Below are 18,808 nucleotides of genomic sequence, written 5' to 3'. Positions count from 1 at the left end.
GGTTAAACCGGATAAAATTCTTGCGTAAATCTTGTTTATAATCCATGCAATACTCTCTTACAAAAGCAGGATGAGGTGTACGTATGGAGCCGAGAAGGAAAGGCTCTCCTACTGAAGTGTTTTATTACCTAAACTCTCTAGTCAAACATCGTCAAAAACCTGTTGAGAATTGGCAATCTTATGTATTGCCGCATAGTAATATTGAAAGTTTAGCCCCGAATCTATGGCATGTAACAGGCACGATGCCTAATCCGATGCTTCCACCACGGGAAATGGCGATCTTTAAGCTTGCAGATGGTGACTTGCTGATTCATAGCGCGATCGCTTTAGACTCCGAGACAATGACAACTCTCGAATCTCTCGGAACTCCAAAAGTCATGGTTGTGCCTAATCGAATTCATCGCTTGGATGCAGCTTGTTTACGAACTACCATTACCAACGGGCAAAGCGTTGGTCTTTACAGACATCTTGTTTAACTTGACAGAATCCTATCTTCAGCAGTACGCACCCAAAGGTAAGCTGAATAGTGTTAGTGATCGCCGATTTGAAACGATTAACCCTGCTACCGGCGAGACTATCTGCGAAGTTGCAGAAGCAGATGCACCGGATGTAGATAAGGCTGTGCAAGCAGCTCGTAATGCTTTCACCAGTGGAGAATGGTCAAAAATGTCCGCTACCCGTCGCGGAGAGTTACTTTACAAGCTGGCTGATTTAATTGAGCAGAATATCGACGAGTTGGCACGGTTGGAAACTCTCGATAACGGCAAACCGCTGAGTGATTCTTTAAATGCTGACTTACGGCTGGTCATCGCTTGTTACCGCTATTATGCAGGTTGGGCTGACAAGGTGCAAGGTAAGACCATCCCAATTAATGGTCCGTACTTCTGCTACACTCGCCATGAGCCTGTGGGTGTGGTTGGTCAGATTATCCCTTGGAATTTCCCGCTACTGATGCAAGCGTGGAAACTCGGACCTGCTTTGGCAACGGGCAATACTGTGGTGATGAAAACAGCCGAACAAACACCGTTGTCTGCGTTGCGAGTAGGTGAGTTAATTATCGAGGCTGGTTTTCCCCCTGGTGTGGTGAATATTTTATCAGGATATGGTCCAACAGCAGGAGCGGCAATTTCCCGCCATATGGATATTGACAAAGTAGCATTCACTGGTTCTACTGAAGTAGGACATTTGATAATGGAGGCTGCTGCAAAGAGCAACCTCAAACGGGTAACTCTAGAACTTGGTGGTAAGAGTCCGAATATCGTCTTTGCCGATGCTGATATGGATGAAGCGATTCAAGGTGCCCACAACGCTTTATTCTTCAACCAAGGTCAGTGTTGCAATGCGGGTTCGCGGTTGTTTGTGGAAGAAAAATGTTACGACGAGTTTGTCGCTAAGAGTGTAGAAAGAGCCAAGCAACGTGTCGTTGGCAACCCCTTTGATAGTAATACTCAGCAAGGACCGCAGGTAGATAAAGACCAGTTCGACAAGGTGATGAGCTACATTGAGTCGGGTATGCGAGAAGGTGCCCAGATGTTATGTGGTGGTAATCAAGTTGGCGATCGCGGTTACTTCATTCAGCCGACTGTTTTTGCAGATGTTCGCAACTACATGAAGATTGCCCAAGAAGAAATCTTCGGTCCAGTGATGAGCATTATTAAGTTCAAAGACATCGACGAGGTAATTCATTTAGCTAACACCACAATGTACGGTCTTGCTGCCGGGGTGTGGACAAAGGACATTACCAAGGCTTTGGCGATCGCTAATAACGTCCGCGCCGGTACTGTTTGGGTGAATTGCTACCATGTGTTTGACGCTGCCGCACCCTTTGGCGGATTTAAGCAATCCGGAATGGGTCGTGAACTCGGTGAGTATTGTTTAGAGCATTACACCGAAATCAAAACCGTCACGGTGAAATTGTAATTATGACTTGCTAACGCTCTTGTGCCAGTTTAGCTTTAGCTTGTTGCCAAAGCGCTTCTAATTCATCCAAAGTGTAATCGGAAAGGGGGCGGTTAGCAAACGCCTCCATTTTTTGTAACCGTTGAATAAATCGCTGATTTGTACCTTGCAAAGCTTCGCTGGGGTCAAGATTATACCACCGCGCAAGTTGAATAATCGAAAATAGTAAATCGCCTAATTCCGCTTGTTGTTCTGCTGGTGTTTCTTGTTCTAAAGCTTGTTCAAATTCCGCCAACTCCTCATGAAACTTTGCCCAAACACCATCAATATTTTCCCACTCAAACCCAGCCGCAGCCGCTTTTTGGGAAATCTTCATTGCCGCTATCATCGGGGGAAGAGTCTTAGCATAACGACTGAGTTTAGCACTAAGTTTTTTATTATCAGGAGTTTCGCCTTTTTCTTCAGCTTTGATTTGTTCCCAATTTTGCCGCACTTCATCAATAGACGCGACATGTCGCGTCTCTACATCATTACCAAATACATGCGGATGACGACAAATCAATTTTTGGGAAATGCCTTGAGCGACTTCTTTCAGGGAAAATTGTTGATATTCGCTAGCAATTTGCGCTTGCAGTACTACCTGTAAAAGTAAATCTCCCAGTTCTTCAGCGATCGCATTCTTATCGCCACTTTTAATTGCGTCTACCACCTCATAAGCTTCTTCTATCACATAAGGTGTCAGCGTTTCGGGAGTTTGCGCCAAATCCCACGGACAACCACCCTCAGGCGATCGCAACTTTGCCACCACATCAATTAACTCTTGTAACGCCGCCAAAGTATCATTAGTCATTTTCCCCTAGTCCCCCTTGTCTTCCTTGTCCCCCTTGTCCCCCTCGTCCCCCCTGTCCCCCCTGTCCCCCTTCTCCCCGCTTTACGTTTCTTCATTTTCGCACGCGGCAGCAAACCTTGAACCCCTTGCTTTTGGAAACGCTTGTAAGCCGAACCGCCCCAATCGCTGAGAGAATGACTCATAGCACCGAGTTCCAACCCCAAAAATAGTGCTAGAAATTCGGTAGAATAAGAAGAAAGCGATCGCCCTACATTTTCACTTATATCTTGCCAATTCAAAGTTATATTTCCCAGCTTTGCACCAACTATCAAACCGAAAATTGACAAAATAAACAGCAAAGTCAAAAGATAAAGCACCCGCAGCGTTGTCCCGATTATCGGACCGTGAGAGAAAAAAGAACGATGCCGCAAACGTTTTTGATAAGGTAGCCAAATCCAGCGCAACCAACCCCAGCGCTGAAATTGACGCGAGTAAATATCTAAATCGGGACCAAACATCAACCCACCGAACATAAACCCACCAGCAACCAATAAAGTCAAGTTGCCGTTGCGAGTTTGCCAGAAGGCGATCGCCACAACAAACGGTAAAGCCCATAAAGTAATGCGATCGTGCGTCCGTCCAGAGGGCATAATGATTTTGGATTTTGGATTTTAGATTTTGGATTTGGGATTTGAGATTTGGGATTAAGCGATCGGCAAAATATTTCTCAAAAATAGTAGCGCGATTTGGAATAGTTTGCTATACTTTATAAATGTGAGTCAAAACGGGCGGTTAGCTCAGTTGGTAGAGCGCCTGCCTTACAAGCAGGATGTCATCAGTTCGAGTCTGGTACTGCCCATTTTTAATTTTCCTTAAATCAGAAAAAGCATCAAGTTTTACTTGATGCTTTTTTTGTATGATTACATGATTTTGGCTTGGTACTGTTGATTTTCAAAATCGGCATTTTCAAACGATTTAGAAGGATAGTCCATCTTTAATATGTCAGTGACTTATTTGCGTATGTATTACTATTTAAAACCATAGCAGGTTTGTGTTTTTTTGGTTTTGTCCAAAATTTTCGTCTTTATCCTCCTTGTTGCGTATCTGGTTTTTTGTCTTCGCCATATTGTATTTGATTACAAGGTCTATGACCTTCTCCTGGCTTTTCTTGCCACGTATCGTGCAAATTTGTATCATGATTTATATCTTCTGCAAACTTATTCTCTTCTCCTGCTGAGTTATCAGATCCACCTTGTTTGGTGTCAGCTTTGCGCAGTCTTATTGGTGATGGATGCAAGTTATTTTCATTTTCATTATTTTCCATGATTATGCTCCCTGATATTTTTTCAACTAAAATAGATGACGATAATTGTTCTGAAAAATAGCCCATTGAAGAAATTAGGACTTACGCATTTACAAAAATCTGATTATGTAAAGTGTCCCTATTTGTCTGCAAAGCTAAGTTAACTTGAAAAAGCTTTTCTTCTATTGTTAATAGGTGTCAGCCAAATCAAATTATGCACTTTTGGCAAAGTTCTTTGGAGAACCTGACAAACAGACAACGGTGCTGCTTGGCAAATTTTAATTTATACACACACTGGCTTATTTGTAAAGTATATAAGTCCGAGAAATAATTTATCTTTTAATTTCCTCACAAATATCAGCAGGAGCATTTGGATTAGTTTTGAGATAGTCACTCAACCAACTGCATCCACGATCTATAAATTTATCTAAGCTTAAGTTCTCTATATTCCATAGCAATGCTGTTTGGTCGTCACTACCAGTAACAAGCTTTTTATTATTAGGACTGAACTTAAGCGAGTTTACACTATTGTTATGCCCAAGGAGTGTATTAATTAACATCCCATCACGATTCCAAATCTTTACTGTCTGATCATCACTAGCCGTAGCAATCATTTGACCGTTGGGACTGAAGTCTAAACCGGAAATGGCAGCTGTATGACCTTTCAAAGTTCTTAAGAAACCACCATCTCTATTCCACAATTTCACAGTATTATCTTCACTAGAAGTAGCAATGACTTGACTATCAGGGCTGAAACGGATGCTATAGACTGATGCTGGATTATGTGCCTTCCAGTTAGGCAAGAAAGTTCCACTCAAGTTTGAAAGTTGGACTGTTCCATCTGTATCAGCGGAGGCAATAATATTACCATCTGTGCTAAAAATGACACTATAAATCCCAGTAATATTTATTTTGAGAGTTTTTAAAGGTTTTCCTTCTCGGCTCCAAAGTTTCACAGTTCCGTCTTGGCTGCTACTGGCAATTCTCTTGCCGTCTGGACTGAAATTGACATCAGTAACAGACTTTTTATGCCCTGCAAGTGTTTTAATTTCCTTTCCCTGCAAGTTCCATAATCTTACGGTTTTATCGTTACCGCCACTTGCAAGCATTTGACTATCAGGACTGAAACTAACGCTACCGACTGAATCACTATGTCCTGTGAGTGTTTTTAGTTCTTGTCCTTGCAAGTTCCAGAGTTTCACAGTTTTATCACCACTGGCAGTTGCAATCATGTTGCCATCTTTGTTGATGTCAACACTGTAGATTGAATCTTTATGCCCAGTAAAAGTAGTTAACCAGTCATTCAGTCGCCAAAGTTTAACCGTTTTGTCGTTACTGCTAGATGCAAGAATATTGCCATAATTGTTGAAACTAACGCTATTGACTAGACCTTGATGTCCCTGTAAGGTTTCTAAAAGTAAACCATCTCGACTACGCCATAGTTTCACTGTATTATCCCAACTAGCAGTAGCAATAATTTGACCATCAGGGCTGAACTTTATATCTCTGACCTTGTTTGAATGCCCTTTAAGAGTGACTTTTTTCTTAGTTTTTAAATCCCAAAGGATGGCTGTGTTATCGCTACTGGCAGAGGCAAGAGTTTTACCGTCAGGACTAAAACTAACATTAAATACTGAATTTTTATGTCCATTAAAGGTATCAATCAATTTACCTTGAGAATCCCAGAGTTTTACTGTATTGTCGTCACTACCCGTAGCAATCTTTCCATCACGACTAAAACTGACGCTGTACACTTCTCCATCATGAGCTTTCCATGTGTTTAGTAAATTACCATTTAGATTCCAAAGCTTGACTGTCTTATCTTCTCCAACCGTAGCAATGGTTTGACCATCAGGACTAAAACTAACACTCCAGATTACACCAAGTCCTTTTAAAGTTTTCAAAAGCTTTGCTTGACGATTCCAGAGTTTTGCAGTTCCATCTTGACTAGCAGTAGCAATCGTTTGACTGTCGGGACTGAAACTAACATCTACAACTGGTTGAGTATGACCTTTCAAGGTTACGAGTTCTTTTCCGTCTGCACTCCAAAGTTTTGCTGTATAATCGAAACTTGCAGTGGCAATTGTTTTACCATCAGGGCTAAATCTAACCTTCTGAACAAAGCCTAGGTGTTTTTCTAAAATATTGCTTTCTCTAACCCAGTAAGCTGCATTACTAACTACTTCCATTACTTTAAGTTGAAGTTTAGAGTCGTTTCTAAACCAAATAGAGCGCTTTAGCTGTCTTCCAGCTTTTAACGCATCTATTAAGGTATCAAATGAACTTCGATTTAATTGGAATTTTGCGTTTGAGGATGTTGTTAATGCTTGAATCTGACCTTCATCTGCATCTCTCCATTTAATTGCTGCAAAGATTGCAATTCCCGTGATGCAGATAAAAGATGCGATCGCTAGTCGAGTTATTTGCTTTTGAACTTTAATCTTTTCTCTAGTTCTTGCTACTTCTATTTCAGCTTTTGCCGCTGCTGCTTCAGTTGCCAATCGTTGCCGAATATCGCGCTGTTCTACCTCTTGGCTAGCAGCTAAAAATTGATAATCTAAATCTGTTAAACTTTGCATTGCGACCCAAGCTTGAGCATCTTGTAGCGCTTGTCCCCGCAATAAGCGTGACTCATCCTGACGCTGTGAGTCTACCCACGCATTAAGTAATTGAGCATAAGGACGCAGCTTTGCAAGTTGGCGATCGCACCATTCTTGATTAAATACTTCCTTATATATGCGGTTATAAATTCGCAGCTTACCATCGCGCTTCACTACCAATCCTGTCAACCGCAGTTCAGTTTGTTCAACACTATCATCGGCTATTATTTCTTCTTGTTGCAAAATTTTCTGACACAATCCTAATAACCTGCCGCTACGCTGTTCACTACTTTGGAGTATTCTATGTGTAATTGTTTTCAAATGCTCTGGTTCATCCTGCGTTTCCCAATTTTTAATAATCCGCTTTTTTACTAAATCAGCAATTAACGATTGGCTATCACCAATCCCCAATTCGTATTTCCCAGTCTTGACTAACTTACAAACTTTTTGTGTTAAAAATGGCTGTCCTCCTGTCCAGTACAGCACTGCTTCCATCAACGTTTGCGGATGTCCTACCGTCGTTAATCCCCGCGCTAACGGTTGTGCTTCCTCAAGCTGGAAACCAGTTAAATCAATTGCCCGACCAATATTAAAAGGTGTCCGTCTCTTATCTTGAATCAAATCTGAAGGTGTAGATACTCCCAATATTGCAAAGGTGAGACGACGATAAGCGGGGTTGTCTGCTCGACGGTTGTAGCAGTCGCGGATTACCGCAAAAAAATCATCAGGATTAAACCCAAGGCTGAGAATACTATCAATTTCATCAAGAAAAATAACAATATCTGTAACAACTAATTTCAGCAGTACTTTATGAATAAAATTATTCAACTTTTGAACTGGTGATAATAAATGGTTATCAGTCCACCATGTATCTAAATCAAAAATGGGGTAAAGATTGAAGCTGCCAATTAGTGTATCTATTACGCCAGCATACCACTGTTCAGGTGTAATATCTGCCGTACCAATTGAGGTAATATCAATTACTGCACAAGCAATTTCTTCTTGTTGCAACTGTTGCATTACCTGCACGCGCAAACTAGATTTACCCATTTGCCGAGAATTGAGAACATAACAAAACTCTCCCGCTTTCAAATGCTTGTAAAGGTCTTCATCAGCTTGTCGTCGAACGTAGGTGAGAGACTCAATTGGTAAACTACCCCCAACTTGATATTCATAAGTTGAAGCTGATTCTCGCGTCATCTGTTTTGCCTAAGGAAAAATGAAAATTTTTCGGAATTTTCTTAACCACCATTAAATCGACAATTTTAATTTAGAGTATTTTCAGACACGCTAATGTTAATTTTTACTTACAACACCCTAGAAGGGTGTCGCTATACGTACAAAGCCTGCCTTCGCAGGCTATGGAAATTTTAGCCTGCGAAGGCAGGCTTTGTTTGTGTAGCCCCAGGCTTCCAGCCTGAGGGCGTATATTTGCGCTTGCTCAGATTAAAATTAAGGAAAGTTCATGCTTGTTTTCACTTTATTATGCAGACACCATAAGCAGCGCGAAAAAGTAATGCAAAACCTCTATGAAACTGACTTCTACGCTTGGACTCAAAAACAAGCTAACCTGCTTCGTCATCAGCAATGGAATCAGCTTGACTTGTCCAATTTAATCGAGGAAATTGAATCTTTGGGTAAACAGCAACGTGCTGAACTGCGAAATCGTTGGAGTATCTTAATAGCACATTTACTAAAATGGGAATATCAGCCCGAAAAACGAAATCGTAGTTGGTTAAATACGATTCGCATACAGCGTATAGATACGTTGGAATTACTTGCAGAAAATCCCAGTCTCAAACCTTATTTGCAAGAAGTTCTCCAAAAAGCTTATATCAAAGCAATTTTACTAGCTTCTGGAGAAACATTTCCGCAAGATTGTCCGTACACAGTGGAGGATATATTAAGCGATCGCTTTTATCCAGGTTCACCCGCCACAGATGAGATAATGGAATAATAGCCATCGCCTATGGCGGGCGCAAAGCGCCATCGCACTCATAGATGAATACACCACAAGATGCACGACAATTCGCACCAGCAACTCAACGCAACCGCGAAGTTATCCTAGAAATACTTTTACAAGTTCTACCTGCCAGTGGCACTATCTTGGAAATAGCCAGCGGTACTGGGGAACATGCAGTATATTTTGCCCCACACCTCAAACCTCGCAAATGGCTGCCAACAGATCCTAATCCGCGATCGCTAGCTAGCATTACTGCCTGGATTGCACATTCACCATCGGATAATCTTTATCAGCCTGTAGATTTAGATGCAACTGCCCCACACTGGATTTTACCAGATACCGCGCCAATTACAGCTATAGTCAATATTAATATGATTCACATTTCTCCGATGAACGCTTGCTTGGGACTGATGGTTGGATGCGATCGCATTCTACGACCAGGCGGCATCCTTTATTTATATGGTCCCTTCAAACAAAACGGAGAACATACCTCACCAAGTAATGCAGCTTTTGACACTTCTTTACGCGCACAAAACCCAAGCTGGGGTGTACGTGACTTAGATGACGTTGTAGCAGCGGCAAAAGCCCAAAATCTCCACTTGATAAATACTTACCAAATGCCAGCCAATAACCTATCGGTAGTCTTTCAACATGGTGAATAATGGAGGTTAGCGGACTCGAACCGCTGACATCCTGCTTGCAAAGCAGGCGCTCTACCAACTGAGCTAAACCCCCATAAAATGAAAAAAGCAGGTAATACAATTTTGGATTTTAGATTTTTGATTGAGAAAACCTTACCATTAGGTAGCTTCAACAATCGAATACCAAGAATCAAACAAAATTGTGTAAATTCAACTGCTGGACTTATATTAACACACATTATTTTTTTCCGAAAGGGGGACGAAGAAATAAATGATATTAGTTGTAACATTCTATAAATTTGTCAGCTTGCCAGATTTTGCTGAAAAACAAAGCATTCTGCTGTCTTACTGTCAAGCACAAGAAGTTAAGGGAACGATTTTGCTAGCAAAAGAAGGCATTAACGGTACAATTGCGGGTTTGCCTGACAGCGTTGAGTCAGTTTTATCCTTTCTGCGTGCCGATTTGCGTTTGGCAGACTTAGAACATAAAGAATCTTATACTGACACACCGCCATTTGAGCGAATGAAAGTGCGCTTAAAGCCAGAAATTGTCACTTTGGGTTTGCCAGAAGTTGACCCAAATCAGCAAGTCGGCACTTATATCAGTCCTCAGGATTGGAATGACCTAATTAGCGATCCAGAAGTTACCGTGATTGATACTCGCAACGATTATGAAGTAGATATCGGTACTTTCCCAAGAGCGCAAAATCCGCAAACTGAAACATTCCGGCAATTTCCCGATTATGTTCGCGACCACCTCGACCCCTCGAAACACAAAAAGGTAGCACTATTTTGTACTGGCGGAATTCGTTGCGAAAAAGCTTCTTCTTTCTTGCTTGCTCAAGGCTTTGAGCAAGTATATCATCTCAAAGGTGGCATTCTCAAGTATTTAGAAGAAGTTCCCACCGAAGAAAGCTTGTGGGAAGGGGAATGTTTTGTCTTTGATGAACGAGTTGCCGTCCGTCACAACTTGGAGGAAGGAACTTACGAAAAGTGTGTTAGTTGCGGACATCCAATTTCTGAGTCAGATAAAGCTTCCCCAAAATATGAATTAGGCATTTCTTGCCCACACTGTTTTGATAGCCTCACTGAGGATAAAAAATTACGAATGCAGCAGAAGCAGCGCCAGTTAGAATTAGCTAAGAAGAGGACTGAGGAAGCTTTAACGCCAAAGTCAAACCATCAGCGATCGGTACTAAGCTAAGAGTAATTCGGGAGTCTTGATGTAGCTTTTGATTGAGGGCGCGAATAGTGTTAGTTCTGTTGTCTTGCACTTGGGCATCGGCGACGCGCCCTGACGATAGTACATTATCGATCGCTATCAATCCGCCCGGACGCACTAATTGTAATGCTCGTTCATAATAACCGTCATAGCTGCTTTTGTCGGCATCGATGAAAGCAAAATCAAAAGTTTCCGCTTCTCCATCTGCCAGCAATCGATCTAAAGTATCCATTGCCGGAGCGATGTGCAAATCAATTTTATCAGCCACACCTGCTTGCTGCCAATAACGGCGAGCGATCGCAGTATACTCTTCACTGACATCACAAGCAACAACCTTACCGGATGGTGGTAACGCCAATGCAACTATCAGCGAACTGTACCCCGTAAATACCCCTACTTCTAAAGTTTTATTTGCACCCATCAACTGCACCAGCAACGCCATAAATTGTCCCTGTTCGGGAGAAATTTGCATTTGTGAAAGTGGATGTTGGTTAGTTTCTTGGCGTAGTTGCTGTAGAATTTCTGGTTCTCGCAGAGATACTGACAGCAAGTATTCATAAATATGTTGTTCTAGTCCTAGAGTTTGTTTTGTCATGATGAATGCGATCTGCCTTTGGCAGCAACGTTTCGTTATCGCTTTTCCTTACACTTTACAGAATTTCCCTGCGTTCAGCACACTGAAACTGCATAAACTAAACTGCAACCAGCCTATAAGAACCTAGAACCGCTCTACTGCGTACAAGAGCGAAAACTAGCCAGAGCCATTATACAATCATAATTGAGAGAATTTTGCATGAATAACCCAACTTCAATAGCTGAAATTGACCTCAAGCCGATTCCAGGAAAAAGATATTGGAACTGCGATCGCGAATGGCGAGAAGAGTTTATCTACTTTATGATGGTCGATCGCTTTCACGACGACAAAAACCGCACACCAGTAAACACACCTGCAAGATCGACCGGCGCTGGTACCCAGGAACAACTAAAGAAATTCTGCGGTGGTACCATCAAAGGTATTGAGAACAACTTAGATTACATCAAAAACTTAGGTTGCACAGCTTTGTGGTTAAGCCCAATCTTTGAAAACAACAACGACCCAGATAAATACCACGGCTACTCAATTCAAAACTATCTCGATATCGACCCGCGTTTTGGCACCAAACAAGACCTCATCGACTTAGTAGAGGCAGCCCATTCTAGAAAGATGCGAGTATTTCTCGATGTAGTAGTCAATCATTCAGGCGATAATTGGTCTTATCCAGGTGATTTTCCCTACTATTATTCCAACGATCAACAATTTCCTTTAGGCGAATGGAGACGAGAAGACCGACCAATCCCCAGCGAATTAAGAAACCCTAACTATTATCATCGCCGAGGTGAAATTAAAAATTGGGATGCTTATCCAGAAACTCAACACGGCGATTTCTTTTCACTAAAAGGCTTCAATAATGAAGACGATCCCGATGGTCTGAAACTTCAGGATGTTCTTATTAAAGCTCATTGTTACTGGATGCGCGAAGCTGATATTGACGGCTTTCGCATGGATGCTGTCAAACATATGGGTGAAGTCGCAGTTTCGCGCTTTTGTTCAGAAATTCGCGAATATGCTTACCGATTGGGTAAACGCTGGTTTTTCTTGTATGGTGAATTAGTCGGCGGTGATGATGCGATTAACCGTTACACCGGTCCAAATACTCCAACCCAAGTTGATAGTAAAACCGTTTATTTTGGACTTACATCAGTATTAGATTTTCCCCTTTACTGGACTTTACCAAGTGCAATCAAAGGAATGACTTCTCCCAGCGGTTTAATTAAGCGTTATGATGACTTGAGAGGTCATGCATTAACTCGCGGTGAATTAGGACGTTACCTAGTCACATTTGTTGATAATCACGACCAGATAGGACAAGATTATAAGCGGAGATTTGCCGCAGACTCCCCAGATAAGCAAGTAATTGCAGGTATTGGCTATTTGCTGTGTGCGATGGGGACACCTTGCATTTATTATGGTACTGAGCAAGGATTTTCCGGCAAAGGAAATGGAGATGAGTTTATCCGAGAGGCGATGTTCAACCTTGAGGATTCAAAACAAAGCTATCTCAATCCAAACTGCAATATTTACCAAGAAATTGCCAAAATCGCCCAACTATTTCAAACAAGAGAACCACTGCGTTTCGGTCGCATGTACTTCCGGGAAATTTCTGGTAATGGGCGTGATTTTGGCTTACCTCAAAATCAACCTTGCACTTTAGCTTTTTCTCGCATTCTTGCTGATGAAGAGATTTTAACTGCTTACAATACATCTACCACAGAACGAAGACAAGATTTCGTAATTGTAGACAATAGCATCCACAAAAGTGGCGACACAATGAAGTTTCTTTACGGTCAACAAGAAAGCGTTACTGTACAAAAGCATCCAGACTCAAGTAATCCATCATTATGCGTCAAACTTGATTTAGAACCAATGCAGTTTGTTATTCTGCAATATAGCAATTCTCGGTTACGTGAGGTACACCCGTAGGGGCACGGCACTGCCGTGCCCCTACACGCGACGATATAATGTTGTACCGCATCTGAATGGGAACTGCTATAATATCTTCTTTCATTCGTAGTGAGGACTTTAGTCCTCATCTTATTAGAAAGGACTGAAGTCCTTACTACGATATGTTATTTCATTCGTAGTGAGGACTTTAGTACTCATCTTATAAGAGAAGGACTGAAGTCCTTACTACGTAGCTTTACATAAAAGCTGTCAGATTTTCCGTAATAACTCTTAGTTTTTCTCAAAAGTAGACTTTTACATTCATTATATATTGATGATTTATTTAATTTAACTTACTTTTTTAACTGTTTCTTAAGGATATAAAAGTAATGTAATCTTTAGGAATCAAAAAATGTTATTTAAAAAGAGTATTCTTTTCCTTTTAACTACAGCCACAATGCTAACTACATCAACTATAGCAATGGCTGATTCATTAATTAGTAATGGTGGTGGTGGCGATTATAAATATCAACTTTGGCGAACCACTGATAACACTCAATATTACATCAAAATTTGGAGCCGCAAATCAGATCCAAATAGCGCACCTCTACATACTACCCATACTTTTGAATCTAGTCGTGATGCTCTAGATTATTTCGATTGTAATTACGCTAACAAGTCCTTACCTTCTTGTCCGCGCTAACAAAAATTAAATATATAGCAGCTTTAGAAACCCGGTAACTCCTGCGAAACCGGGTTTCTGGGTATCGTGGATTGCTACAGGCAAATCATTATAAAGGTAGATGTAAGAATCTTGCATCTACCTTTATCATTACAAAATTAAATTTAGTAACAATCTGTTTATAAATCGATACAAAAAAATTGTGTATGGCAAAAAAGCATTGATTGTATGTAATTTCGTCAGAAGTACGTGAGTATTTTGATTGTTAAGAGACATTTTTATCTGAAATTAGATATGATTACTTTCTAAAATAAGTAAAATAACATACAAAACATTTGTGACTTTGGGGGTATGATGAGCCGTCCAATAATTCTTGGAATCGTTGGTGATAGTGCAGCAGGTAAGACAACACTGACTAAAGGAATTGCTCAGGTACTAGGAACCGAGAATGTGACGATCATCTGTACTGATGATTATCACCGTTACGATCGCACGCAACGATCTGAAATCGGTATCACAGCTTTACATCCTGACTGCAACTATCTTGATATAATGCAGCATCACCTGTCTCAACTGCGGATAGGACAGCCAATTCTCAAGCCAATTTACAGCCACACAACCGGCACCTTTGAACCGCCAGTATATATCAAACCTGCTAAATTCGTGATTATTGAGGGATTGCTTGGTTATTCAACTCGTGGTGCCAGAGATTGCTATGATGTAAAAGTTTACTTAGCACCTCCAGAATCGCTACGCGCTGAGTGGAAAGTCAAGCGGGATACGCAAAAGCGCGGCTACACTGAAGAACAAGTGCTGGCAGAATTAGATAAGCGCGAACCAGATTCAGAGCAGTTTATCCGTCCCCAGCGGCAATGGTCTGATATAGTAGTTAGTTTCTATCCGTCGAGTGAAGATGAAGACCAGGCAAACGGACACTTGAATGTGCGCTTGGTACTGCGTCCGACAATTCCCCATCCGGATTTTACTGAGATTATTAAATTTGGCAATGGTAATTCTAACTCAGCGATTCGTTTGGGATTAGATCGAGATATGGGTAAACCTGTTGATGTTTTAGAAGTTGACGGTCATGCAACTTTGGAACAAGTTAATAAATTAGAGCAGCTGATTTGTTCTGATATGCCTCATTTAAAAAGTATATGCGATCGCGAAAGCAATCCAGAGTTAGGTAAAATAGCCGGTACAACCGACGAAACACTCCAAAGTTACCCGCTTGCTCTCACCCAGTTGCTGATTACTTACCATATGCTCAAAGCAACCCAAATCCACCACTAATCTTAGCTTCTTTATGAAGCTAATATTTCGATAACCAGAGAAAATTGACCAAAATTAAAGATTTTGTCAAATCACAATGGTTTGGAGAGCAAACAAGAGATAACTAGAGATAGGTTCATCTATCTCCAGTATATTCTCTATATGACCTACTGCCTCAGAGTTGCCGATATACCAACCAGTGAACGTCCGCGAGAACGGTTAATGACACATGGAGCGAAAATTTTAGCCACAGCGGAGTTAATTGCAATTTTACTAGGTACTGGTCAAGGACAGGGAAAATTATCAGCGATCGGTTTGGGGCAATATATTCTACATGAATTGGCAAAATGCGATCGCGACCCTTTAGCAGTATTGCGAGAAGTTACCCCCGCTGAGTTAATGCAAATACCTGGTATTGGTCCTGCCAAGGCGACTACCATTTTAGCAGCAGTTGAACTAGGTAAACGAGCTTTTCAATCTCGCCCTTTAGACCGTACTCCAATTGATAGTCCAGTTGCGGCAGCAGCGGCTTTGAGTCAAGATTTAATGTGGCAAACTCAAGAACGTTTTGCAGTACTTTTATTAGACGTGAAAAATTGTTTGCTGGGGACGCAAGTTATTACCATCGGTACTGCCACAGAAACTTTAGCACCTCCCCGCGAGATTTTTCGCGAAGTCATTCGTCATGGGGCAACGCGGGTGATAGTAGCGCACAATCATCCTTCTGGTAATGTTGAACCCAGTCAGGCTGATATCGACTTGACACGCCAATTATTAGCCGGAGCGCAGTTTTTAGGCATTCCGCTGTTAGATCATATTATATTAGGCGATGGCAATCACCAAAGTCTGCGAGAAATTACAGCTTTGTGGGAGGACTATCCACAGGGCGATTAATAATTATTAATTCATAATTTATAATTCATAATTATGTACTTGAGGGATTTAAACCCCCGATGTGACAGGAAAGCCCGACGAGGCACCGGGTACAAACCCTTTTTAATTATGAATTATAAATTAATAATTATTAATCGCCCAAGATATAGTCGATAGGTTCAGATTCTCGACTTTTTGAAGAAGTAGGGAAGCTTGTGCGTTACAGATTGTTATATATGCATAAAGGATGATGTTTTTATCATTTCTTTTTGTAGATGCCATAAATCTTTACTATTTTTATCCTTAAAGTGCATAACCTGATTTGATTTATTTCTATATCTGTATCAGAATGCATTTTAGTTAGCTTTGGGGAATCTCCCCAAAGACAAACGGAGTGGAAAACAATTATGCGTTGCCCTTCCGGTACGAGTGTAGAGACAATACCCTGCGGGAAGCCTTCGGCTACATGAATTGTCCCTACGACGCAGGACACTCCTATGTCTGAAGAATACAGTTTCTCACAAAATGCAAAAAACTGCACGCAAACTCAACATCTCAAAGGAGAAAAAACATGTCTAAGAATACGAATGATTTGCCGATCAATGATTTAGAAAAAGCAGGATTATCTAGCAATGAAAAGAAATCCTTGCCTCCAAGTTCTTTCCAAAATCCCTTTTCCGTCGCATGGTCGAAGTTGGTTGATTTGATTGATGCTGCCCTAGCCAGCAAGCCAGAAACATCAGAAAATTCTCAACAAGAGCAACACGAACCAGATCCAATTAGAATGCACCAGTTCTATTCTCGCTTCACAGATCGGGTTGATCCTTCGCTCTACTACACCATATTCTCTCCCTACGACAGGTTTTAAAACCAACTAAGGCAAGGGGAAGCTTTCTTCACTACCGTCGCTTCCCCTGTTAAAAGTTGCTATTTGCGCTCTAAATATGTTAAAATAATAAATCTTGCTTGGGCGATTAGCACAGGGGTAGCGCACATCTATCTAATATTTGAAGCTTTAAATTATACAAATATAAAACTAAGTAAACTACTTTTAGGTGTCGAAGAGTGTAAATTTAATTACAACATAAAACTGGCACAGACAGTGATTAAAAATATCGATTGTGCTTGCTGCAACGTGTCGATATGTTTGTTGTCACCAGAGCGCGAAGCGCAAGTTCTGAACCCAGTCTAAATTGCGTTGTTACACTAAATGTTGATATCAAAGGTAAACCTGTAGCGATCGCCCAACATGAGGCTAAATCTATTAGCGGAATTATCAGGCATTGCATAATTTGATGATGTTGACACCCATTGAAAATAAAGAAGCAAATAAGCTTAATTTTAACTTCCTAAGTAGGTTGATTCACATAAATGAAGTTTTGTCAATACTTAAATAATACCTAATAAAATTAGGTTTTCAAAGAAAAATAAAACTTATCAAATTACCTTTAAGCGTCAGGGATTGTAAAGATGAATACACGATTATGGTATGGGTGTTGGTTGAAGATAGGAATTGTGCTGGCAGCAACGAGCGGATATCTTTGCAGTCAGAGGGCGATCGCCCAAATAGTTCCCGATCGCACATTAGGTGGAGAAAGTTCGATTGTTACACCGAATGTTGATATTAAGGGTGTACCGAGCGATCGCATAGATGCAGGGGCGATTCGCGGTGCTAATTTATTCCATAGTTTTCAGGAATTTAATATCAGGGAAGGACGAGGAGCTTATTTCAGCAACCCGACTGGAGTTGAGAATATTTTTAGTCGGGTGACGGGGACAAATGCCTCAAATATTTTTGGGAAACTTGGTGTACTGGGTAATGCAAACTTGTTTTTGCTCAACCCCAACGGAATTATTTTTGGTCCCAACGCTTCGTTAGATATTAATGGTTCGTTTTCAGCGAGTACGGGGAACAGTTTTAATTTTGGCGATGAGAAATTTAGCGCCACAAATCCCACAAATGCGCCATTACTATCAGTGAAAGTGCCTTTGGGAGTGCAATTTAATCAAAATCAGCCAAGTGTGATCGCTAATTCCGGGAATCTTTCGGTGGGGACAGGGCAAAACCTGAATTTGATAGGAGGAACGGTAGTTAGTACCGGGCAGTTATCAGCACCGTCCGGGCAGGTTGCTGTTGTAGCAGTGCCAGGTGGGAGTGTGGTGAATTTGAGTCCATCAGGACAATTTTTAAATGTTGAGACTTCATCACCTGTAGCGAGTGTAGGTTCATCTTCTTTGAGTGAGTTACTAACAAGCGTTGATGAGCGATCGCGTCCAGGGTTAACGGTGAACAGCAACGGACAAGTTGAGTTGACAGGATCTGGCTTGCCTGTCGTGGATGGTGATGTGGTAGCGCGGAATGTCACCGCACAGACTGCAACACTCACAGCGAATAATAATTTAACGCTGATAGAGAGTCAGCTAGGTACAACTGGTGATTTGAATTTATTAGCAGGGGATACAGTGCGGGTGCGCGATAGTGTGGCAAATCCCTTTGTCGCGCAAGCTGGGGGAAAGTTATTAGTTCAGGGTAGGCAAGGAGTTGATATTTTTGCCTTGAATAATTCCTCCAGTGGACTTGTTTCGGGAGGGGATATGGTGTTGCGATCGCTTAACACTGTGGGAGGCGATGCTCACTACTGGGCTGGGGGAAATTTTCGGATTGAGCAAATGGATGGGAGTTTAGGAGGTTTGTTTAGTCCTTATGACCCAATTATTCGAGCTAGTGGAGATGTTAGTTTTCAAAGCTACACAGGAGGTTCGCTGCACATTCTCGCCGGAGGAAGTGTAACTATACCTGGTACGGTTACGATTACGGGTGCAGATGGAACGAATGGACTTGTTGAAACAGTATTAACCCAAGTTGCGGGTTATCAAATTCTAGGTTTTTGCATCCGTCGATTCATGCGATCGCGAAACGATGACTTGTTAGTTCGCGTACCACAAGTTGGGGTTGCGCTACGCGCAACCCCAACTTCGACTGAATCAAAAATGCAATTACTGAATCGGTTTAGAGTATCATAATTTGCTTATTCCATAAAT

17 protein-coding genes and 2 tRNA genes are annotated in these 18,808 nt (G+C 41.4%); 13 read left to right on the top strand and 6 right to left on the bottom strand.

Translation table 11 applies throughout. The features are described 5' to 3' along the window. Positions 1-83 precede the first annotated feature (83 nt). On the top strand, positions 84-476 hold the full coding sequence (locus AABK37_RS26710; RefSeq protein WP_432554532.1) for a hypothetical protein: 393 nt from the start codon (positions 84-86) through the stop codon (positions 474-476). Beyond that, positions 409-1,920: an aldehyde dehydrogenase family protein gene (locus AABK37_RS26705; RefSeq protein ID WP_432554531.1), complete on the top strand. Its 1,512-nt coding sequence runs from the start codon at positions 409-411 to the stop codon at positions 1,918-1,920. The genes AABK37_RS26710 and AABK37_RS26705 overlap by 68 nt, the downstream gene beginning before the upstream one ends. Before the next feature lie 10 nt (positions 1,921-1,930). Here the strand turns inward: AABK37_RS26705 and mazG are convergent, their stop codons facing one another. Together mazG and AABK37_RS26695 are read right to left on the bottom strand one after the other, a co-directional pair. Next, on the bottom strand, positions 1,931-2,749 hold the full coding sequence (mazG, locus tag AABK37_RS26700; RefSeq protein WP_432554530.1) for a nucleoside triphosphate pyrophosphohydrolase: 819 nt from the start codon (positions 2,747-2,749) through the stop codon (positions 1,931-1,933). Then, positions 2,746-3,378 (bottom strand): metal-binding protein, encoded by a 633-nt coding sequence (locus AABK37_RS26695; protein WP_432554529.1) that lies wholly within the window; start codon positions 3,376-3,378, stop codon positions 2,746-2,748. The genes mazG and AABK37_RS26695 overlap by 4 nt, the downstream gene beginning before the upstream one ends. Positions 3,379-3,514: 136 nt before the next feature. Between AABK37_RS26695 and AABK37_RS26690 the strand changes: the two genes are divergently transcribed. After that, positions 3,515-3,587, top strand: a tRNA-Val gene (locus tag AABK37_RS26690). Between the two features lie 225 nt (positions 3,588-3,812). On the opposite strand, the gene AABK37_RS26685 is transcribed toward AABK37_RS26690, so the two are convergent. After that, positions 3,813-4,118, bottom strand: coding sequence for a hypothetical protein (locus tag AABK37_RS26685; RefSeq protein ID WP_432554528.1), 306 nt, complete (start codon positions 4,116-4,118; stop codon positions 3,813-3,815). Between the two features lie 245 nt (positions 4,119-4,363). After that, complete coding sequence (locus AABK37_RS26680; protein ID WP_432554527.1) at positions 4,364-7,831, bottom strand: AAA-like domain-containing protein; 3,468 nt, start codon at positions 7,829-7,831, stop codon at positions 4,364-4,366. Between the two features lie 316 nt (positions 7,832-8,147). On the opposite strand from AABK37_RS26680, the gene AABK37_RS26675 reads away from it, so the two are divergent. Next, the gene (locus AABK37_RS26675; RefSeq protein ID WP_432554526.1) at positions 8,148-8,588 is read left to right on the top strand and encodes a DUF29 domain-containing protein; all 441 of its coding nucleotides are present in this window, start codon (positions 8,148-8,150) and stop codon (positions 8,586-8,588) included. A gap of 44 nt (positions 8,589-8,632) precedes the next feature. Continuing rightward, a complete protein-coding gene (locus tag AABK37_RS26670; protein ID WP_432554525.1) occupies positions 8,633-9,256 on the top strand; it encodes a DUF938 domain-containing protein in 624 nt (207 codons plus the stop codon). Here AABK37_RS26670 and AABK37_RS26665 read toward each other — a convergent pair. Beyond that, positions 9,257-9,329 (bottom strand) — tRNA-Ala (locus tag AABK37_RS26665). Between the two features lie 177 nt (positions 9,330-9,506). Here AABK37_RS26665 and AABK37_RS26660 point away from each other — a divergent pair. Next, positions 9,507-10,439 carry a rhodanese-related sulfurtransferase gene (locus tag AABK37_RS26660; protein ID WP_432554524.1) on the top strand — a complete coding sequence of 311 codons (933 nt, stop codon included), beginning with the start codon at positions 9,507-9,509 and terminating at the stop codon, positions 10,437-10,439. Here the strand turns inward: AABK37_RS26660 and AABK37_RS26655 are convergent. After that, positions 10,375-11,052, bottom strand: a complete 678-nt coding sequence (locus AABK37_RS26655) for a class I SAM-dependent methyltransferase (RefSeq protein ID WP_432554523.1) — start codon at positions 11,050-11,052, stop codon at positions 10,375-10,377. The two genes, AABK37_RS26660 and AABK37_RS26655, sit on opposite strands and share 65 nt — an antisense overlap. A gap of 198 nt (positions 11,053-11,250) precedes the next feature. Between AABK37_RS26655 and AABK37_RS26650 the strand changes: the two genes are divergently transcribed. From AABK37_RS26650 to AABK37_RS26620, 7 genes are all read left to right on the top strand, one after another. Beyond that, positions 11,251-12,978 (top strand): alpha-amylase family glycosyl hydrolase, encoded by a 1,728-nt coding sequence (locus AABK37_RS26650; protein WP_432554522.1) that lies wholly within the window; start codon positions 11,251-11,253, stop codon positions 12,976-12,978. 373 nt (positions 12,979-13,351) lie between these two features. After that, entirely contained in the window at positions 13,352-13,642 is a 291-nt protein-coding gene (locus AABK37_RS26645; protein WP_432554521.1) for a hypothetical protein, read from the top strand. Positions 13,643-13,975: 333 nt separating this feature from the next. Continuing rightward, positions 13,976-14,914 (top strand): phosphoribulokinase, encoded by a 939-nt coding sequence (locus AABK37_RS26640; protein WP_432554541.1) that lies wholly within the window; start codon positions 13,976-13,978, stop codon positions 14,912-14,914. Between the two features lie 141 nt (positions 14,915-15,055). Then, positions 15,056-15,787, top strand: coding sequence for a RadC family protein (gene radC, locus AABK37_RS26635; RefSeq protein ID WP_432554540.1), 732 nt, complete (start codon positions 15,056-15,058; stop codon positions 15,785-15,787). Positions 15,788-16,337: 550 nt separating this feature from the next. After that, entirely contained in the window at positions 16,338-16,634 is a 297-nt protein-coding gene (locus tag AABK37_RS26630; RefSeq protein ID WP_432554520.1) for a hypothetical protein, read from the top strand. Positions 16,635-16,891: 257 nt separating this feature from the next. Beyond that, on the top strand, positions 16,892-17,062 hold the full coding sequence (locus AABK37_RS26625) for a hypothetical protein (RefSeq protein ID WP_432554519.1): 171 nt from the start codon (positions 16,892-16,894) through the stop codon (positions 17,060-17,062). Between the two features lie 174 nt (positions 17,063-17,236). Then, positions 17,237-18,790: a filamentous hemagglutinin N-terminal domain-containing protein gene (locus tag AABK37_RS26620; RefSeq protein WP_432554518.1), complete on the top strand. Its 1,554-nt coding sequence runs from the start codon at positions 17,237-17,239 to the stop codon at positions 18,788-18,790. The last annotated feature ends 18 nt before the right edge of the window (positions 18,791-18,808 follow it).

Origin of the sequence: Tolypothrix sp. VBCCA 56010, assembly GCF_050875635.1 — a bacterium.
Taxonomy (GTDB): Bacteria; Cyanobacteriota; Cyanobacteriia; order Cyanobacteriales; family Nostocaceae; genus Hassallia.
This window is presented reverse-complemented; position numbering and strand designations above follow the sequence as displayed.

What these genes read in the sequence shown, in the direction of transcription:
- AABK37_RS26710 (WP_432554532.1), top strand. Translation starts at nt 84, where the DNA reads ATGGAGCCGAGAAGGAAAGGCTCTCCTACTGAAGTGTTTTATTACCTA.
- AABK37_RS26705 (WP_432554531.1), top strand. Translation starts at nt 409, where the DNA reads ATGCAGCTTGTTTACGAACTACCATTACCAACGGGCAAAGCGTTGGTC.
- mazG (WP_432554530.1), bottom strand. Translation starts at nt 2,749, where the DNA reads ATGACTAATGATACTTTGGCGGCGTTACAAGAGTTAATTGATGTGGTG.
- AABK37_RS26695 (WP_432554529.1), bottom strand. Translation starts at nt 3,378, where the DNA reads ATGCCCTCTGGACGGACGCACGATCGCATTACTTTATGGGCTTTACCG.
- AABK37_RS26685 (WP_432554528.1), bottom strand. Translation starts at nt 4,118, where the DNA reads ATGGGCTATTTTTCAGAACAATTATCGTCATCTATTTTAGTTGAAAAA.
- AABK37_RS26680 (WP_432554527.1), bottom strand. Translation starts at nt 7,831, where the DNA reads ATGACGCGAGAATCAGCTTCAACTTATGAATATCAAGTTGGGGGTAGT.
- AABK37_RS26675 (WP_432554526.1), top strand. Translation starts at nt 8,148, where the DNA reads ATGCAAAACCTCTATGAAACTGACTTCTACGCTTGGACTCAAAAACAA.
- AABK37_RS26670 (WP_432554525.1), top strand. Translation starts at nt 8,633, where the DNA reads ATGAATACACCACAAGATGCACGACAATTCGCACCAGCAACTCAACGC.
- AABK37_RS26660 (WP_432554524.1), top strand. Translation starts at nt 9,507, where the DNA reads ATGATATTAGTTGTAACATTCTATAAATTTGTCAGCTTGCCAGATTTT.
- AABK37_RS26655 (WP_432554523.1), bottom strand. Translation starts at nt 11,052, where the DNA reads ATGACAAAACAAACTCTAGGACTAGAACAACATATTTATGAATACTTG.
- AABK37_RS26650 (WP_432554522.1), top strand. Translation starts at nt 11,251, where the DNA reads ATGAATAACCCAACTTCAATAGCTGAAATTGACCTCAAGCCGATTCCA.
- AABK37_RS26645 (WP_432554521.1), top strand. Translation starts at nt 13,352, where the DNA reads ATGTTATTTAAAAAGAGTATTCTTTTCCTTTTAACTACAGCCACAATG.
- AABK37_RS26640 (WP_432554541.1), top strand. Translation starts at nt 13,976, where the DNA reads ATGAGCCGTCCAATAATTCTTGGAATCGTTGGTGATAGTGCAGCAGGT.
- radC (WP_432554540.1), top strand. Translation starts at nt 15,056, where the DNA reads ATGACCTACTGCCTCAGAGTTGCCGATATACCAACCAGTGAACGTCCG.
- AABK37_RS26630 (WP_432554520.1), top strand. Translation starts at nt 16,338, where the DNA reads ATGTCTAAGAATACGAATGATTTGCCGATCAATGATTTAGAAAAAGCA.
- AABK37_RS26620 (WP_432554518.1), top strand. Translation starts at nt 17,237, where the DNA reads ATGAATACACGATTATGGTATGGGTGTTGGTTGAAGATAGGAATTGTG.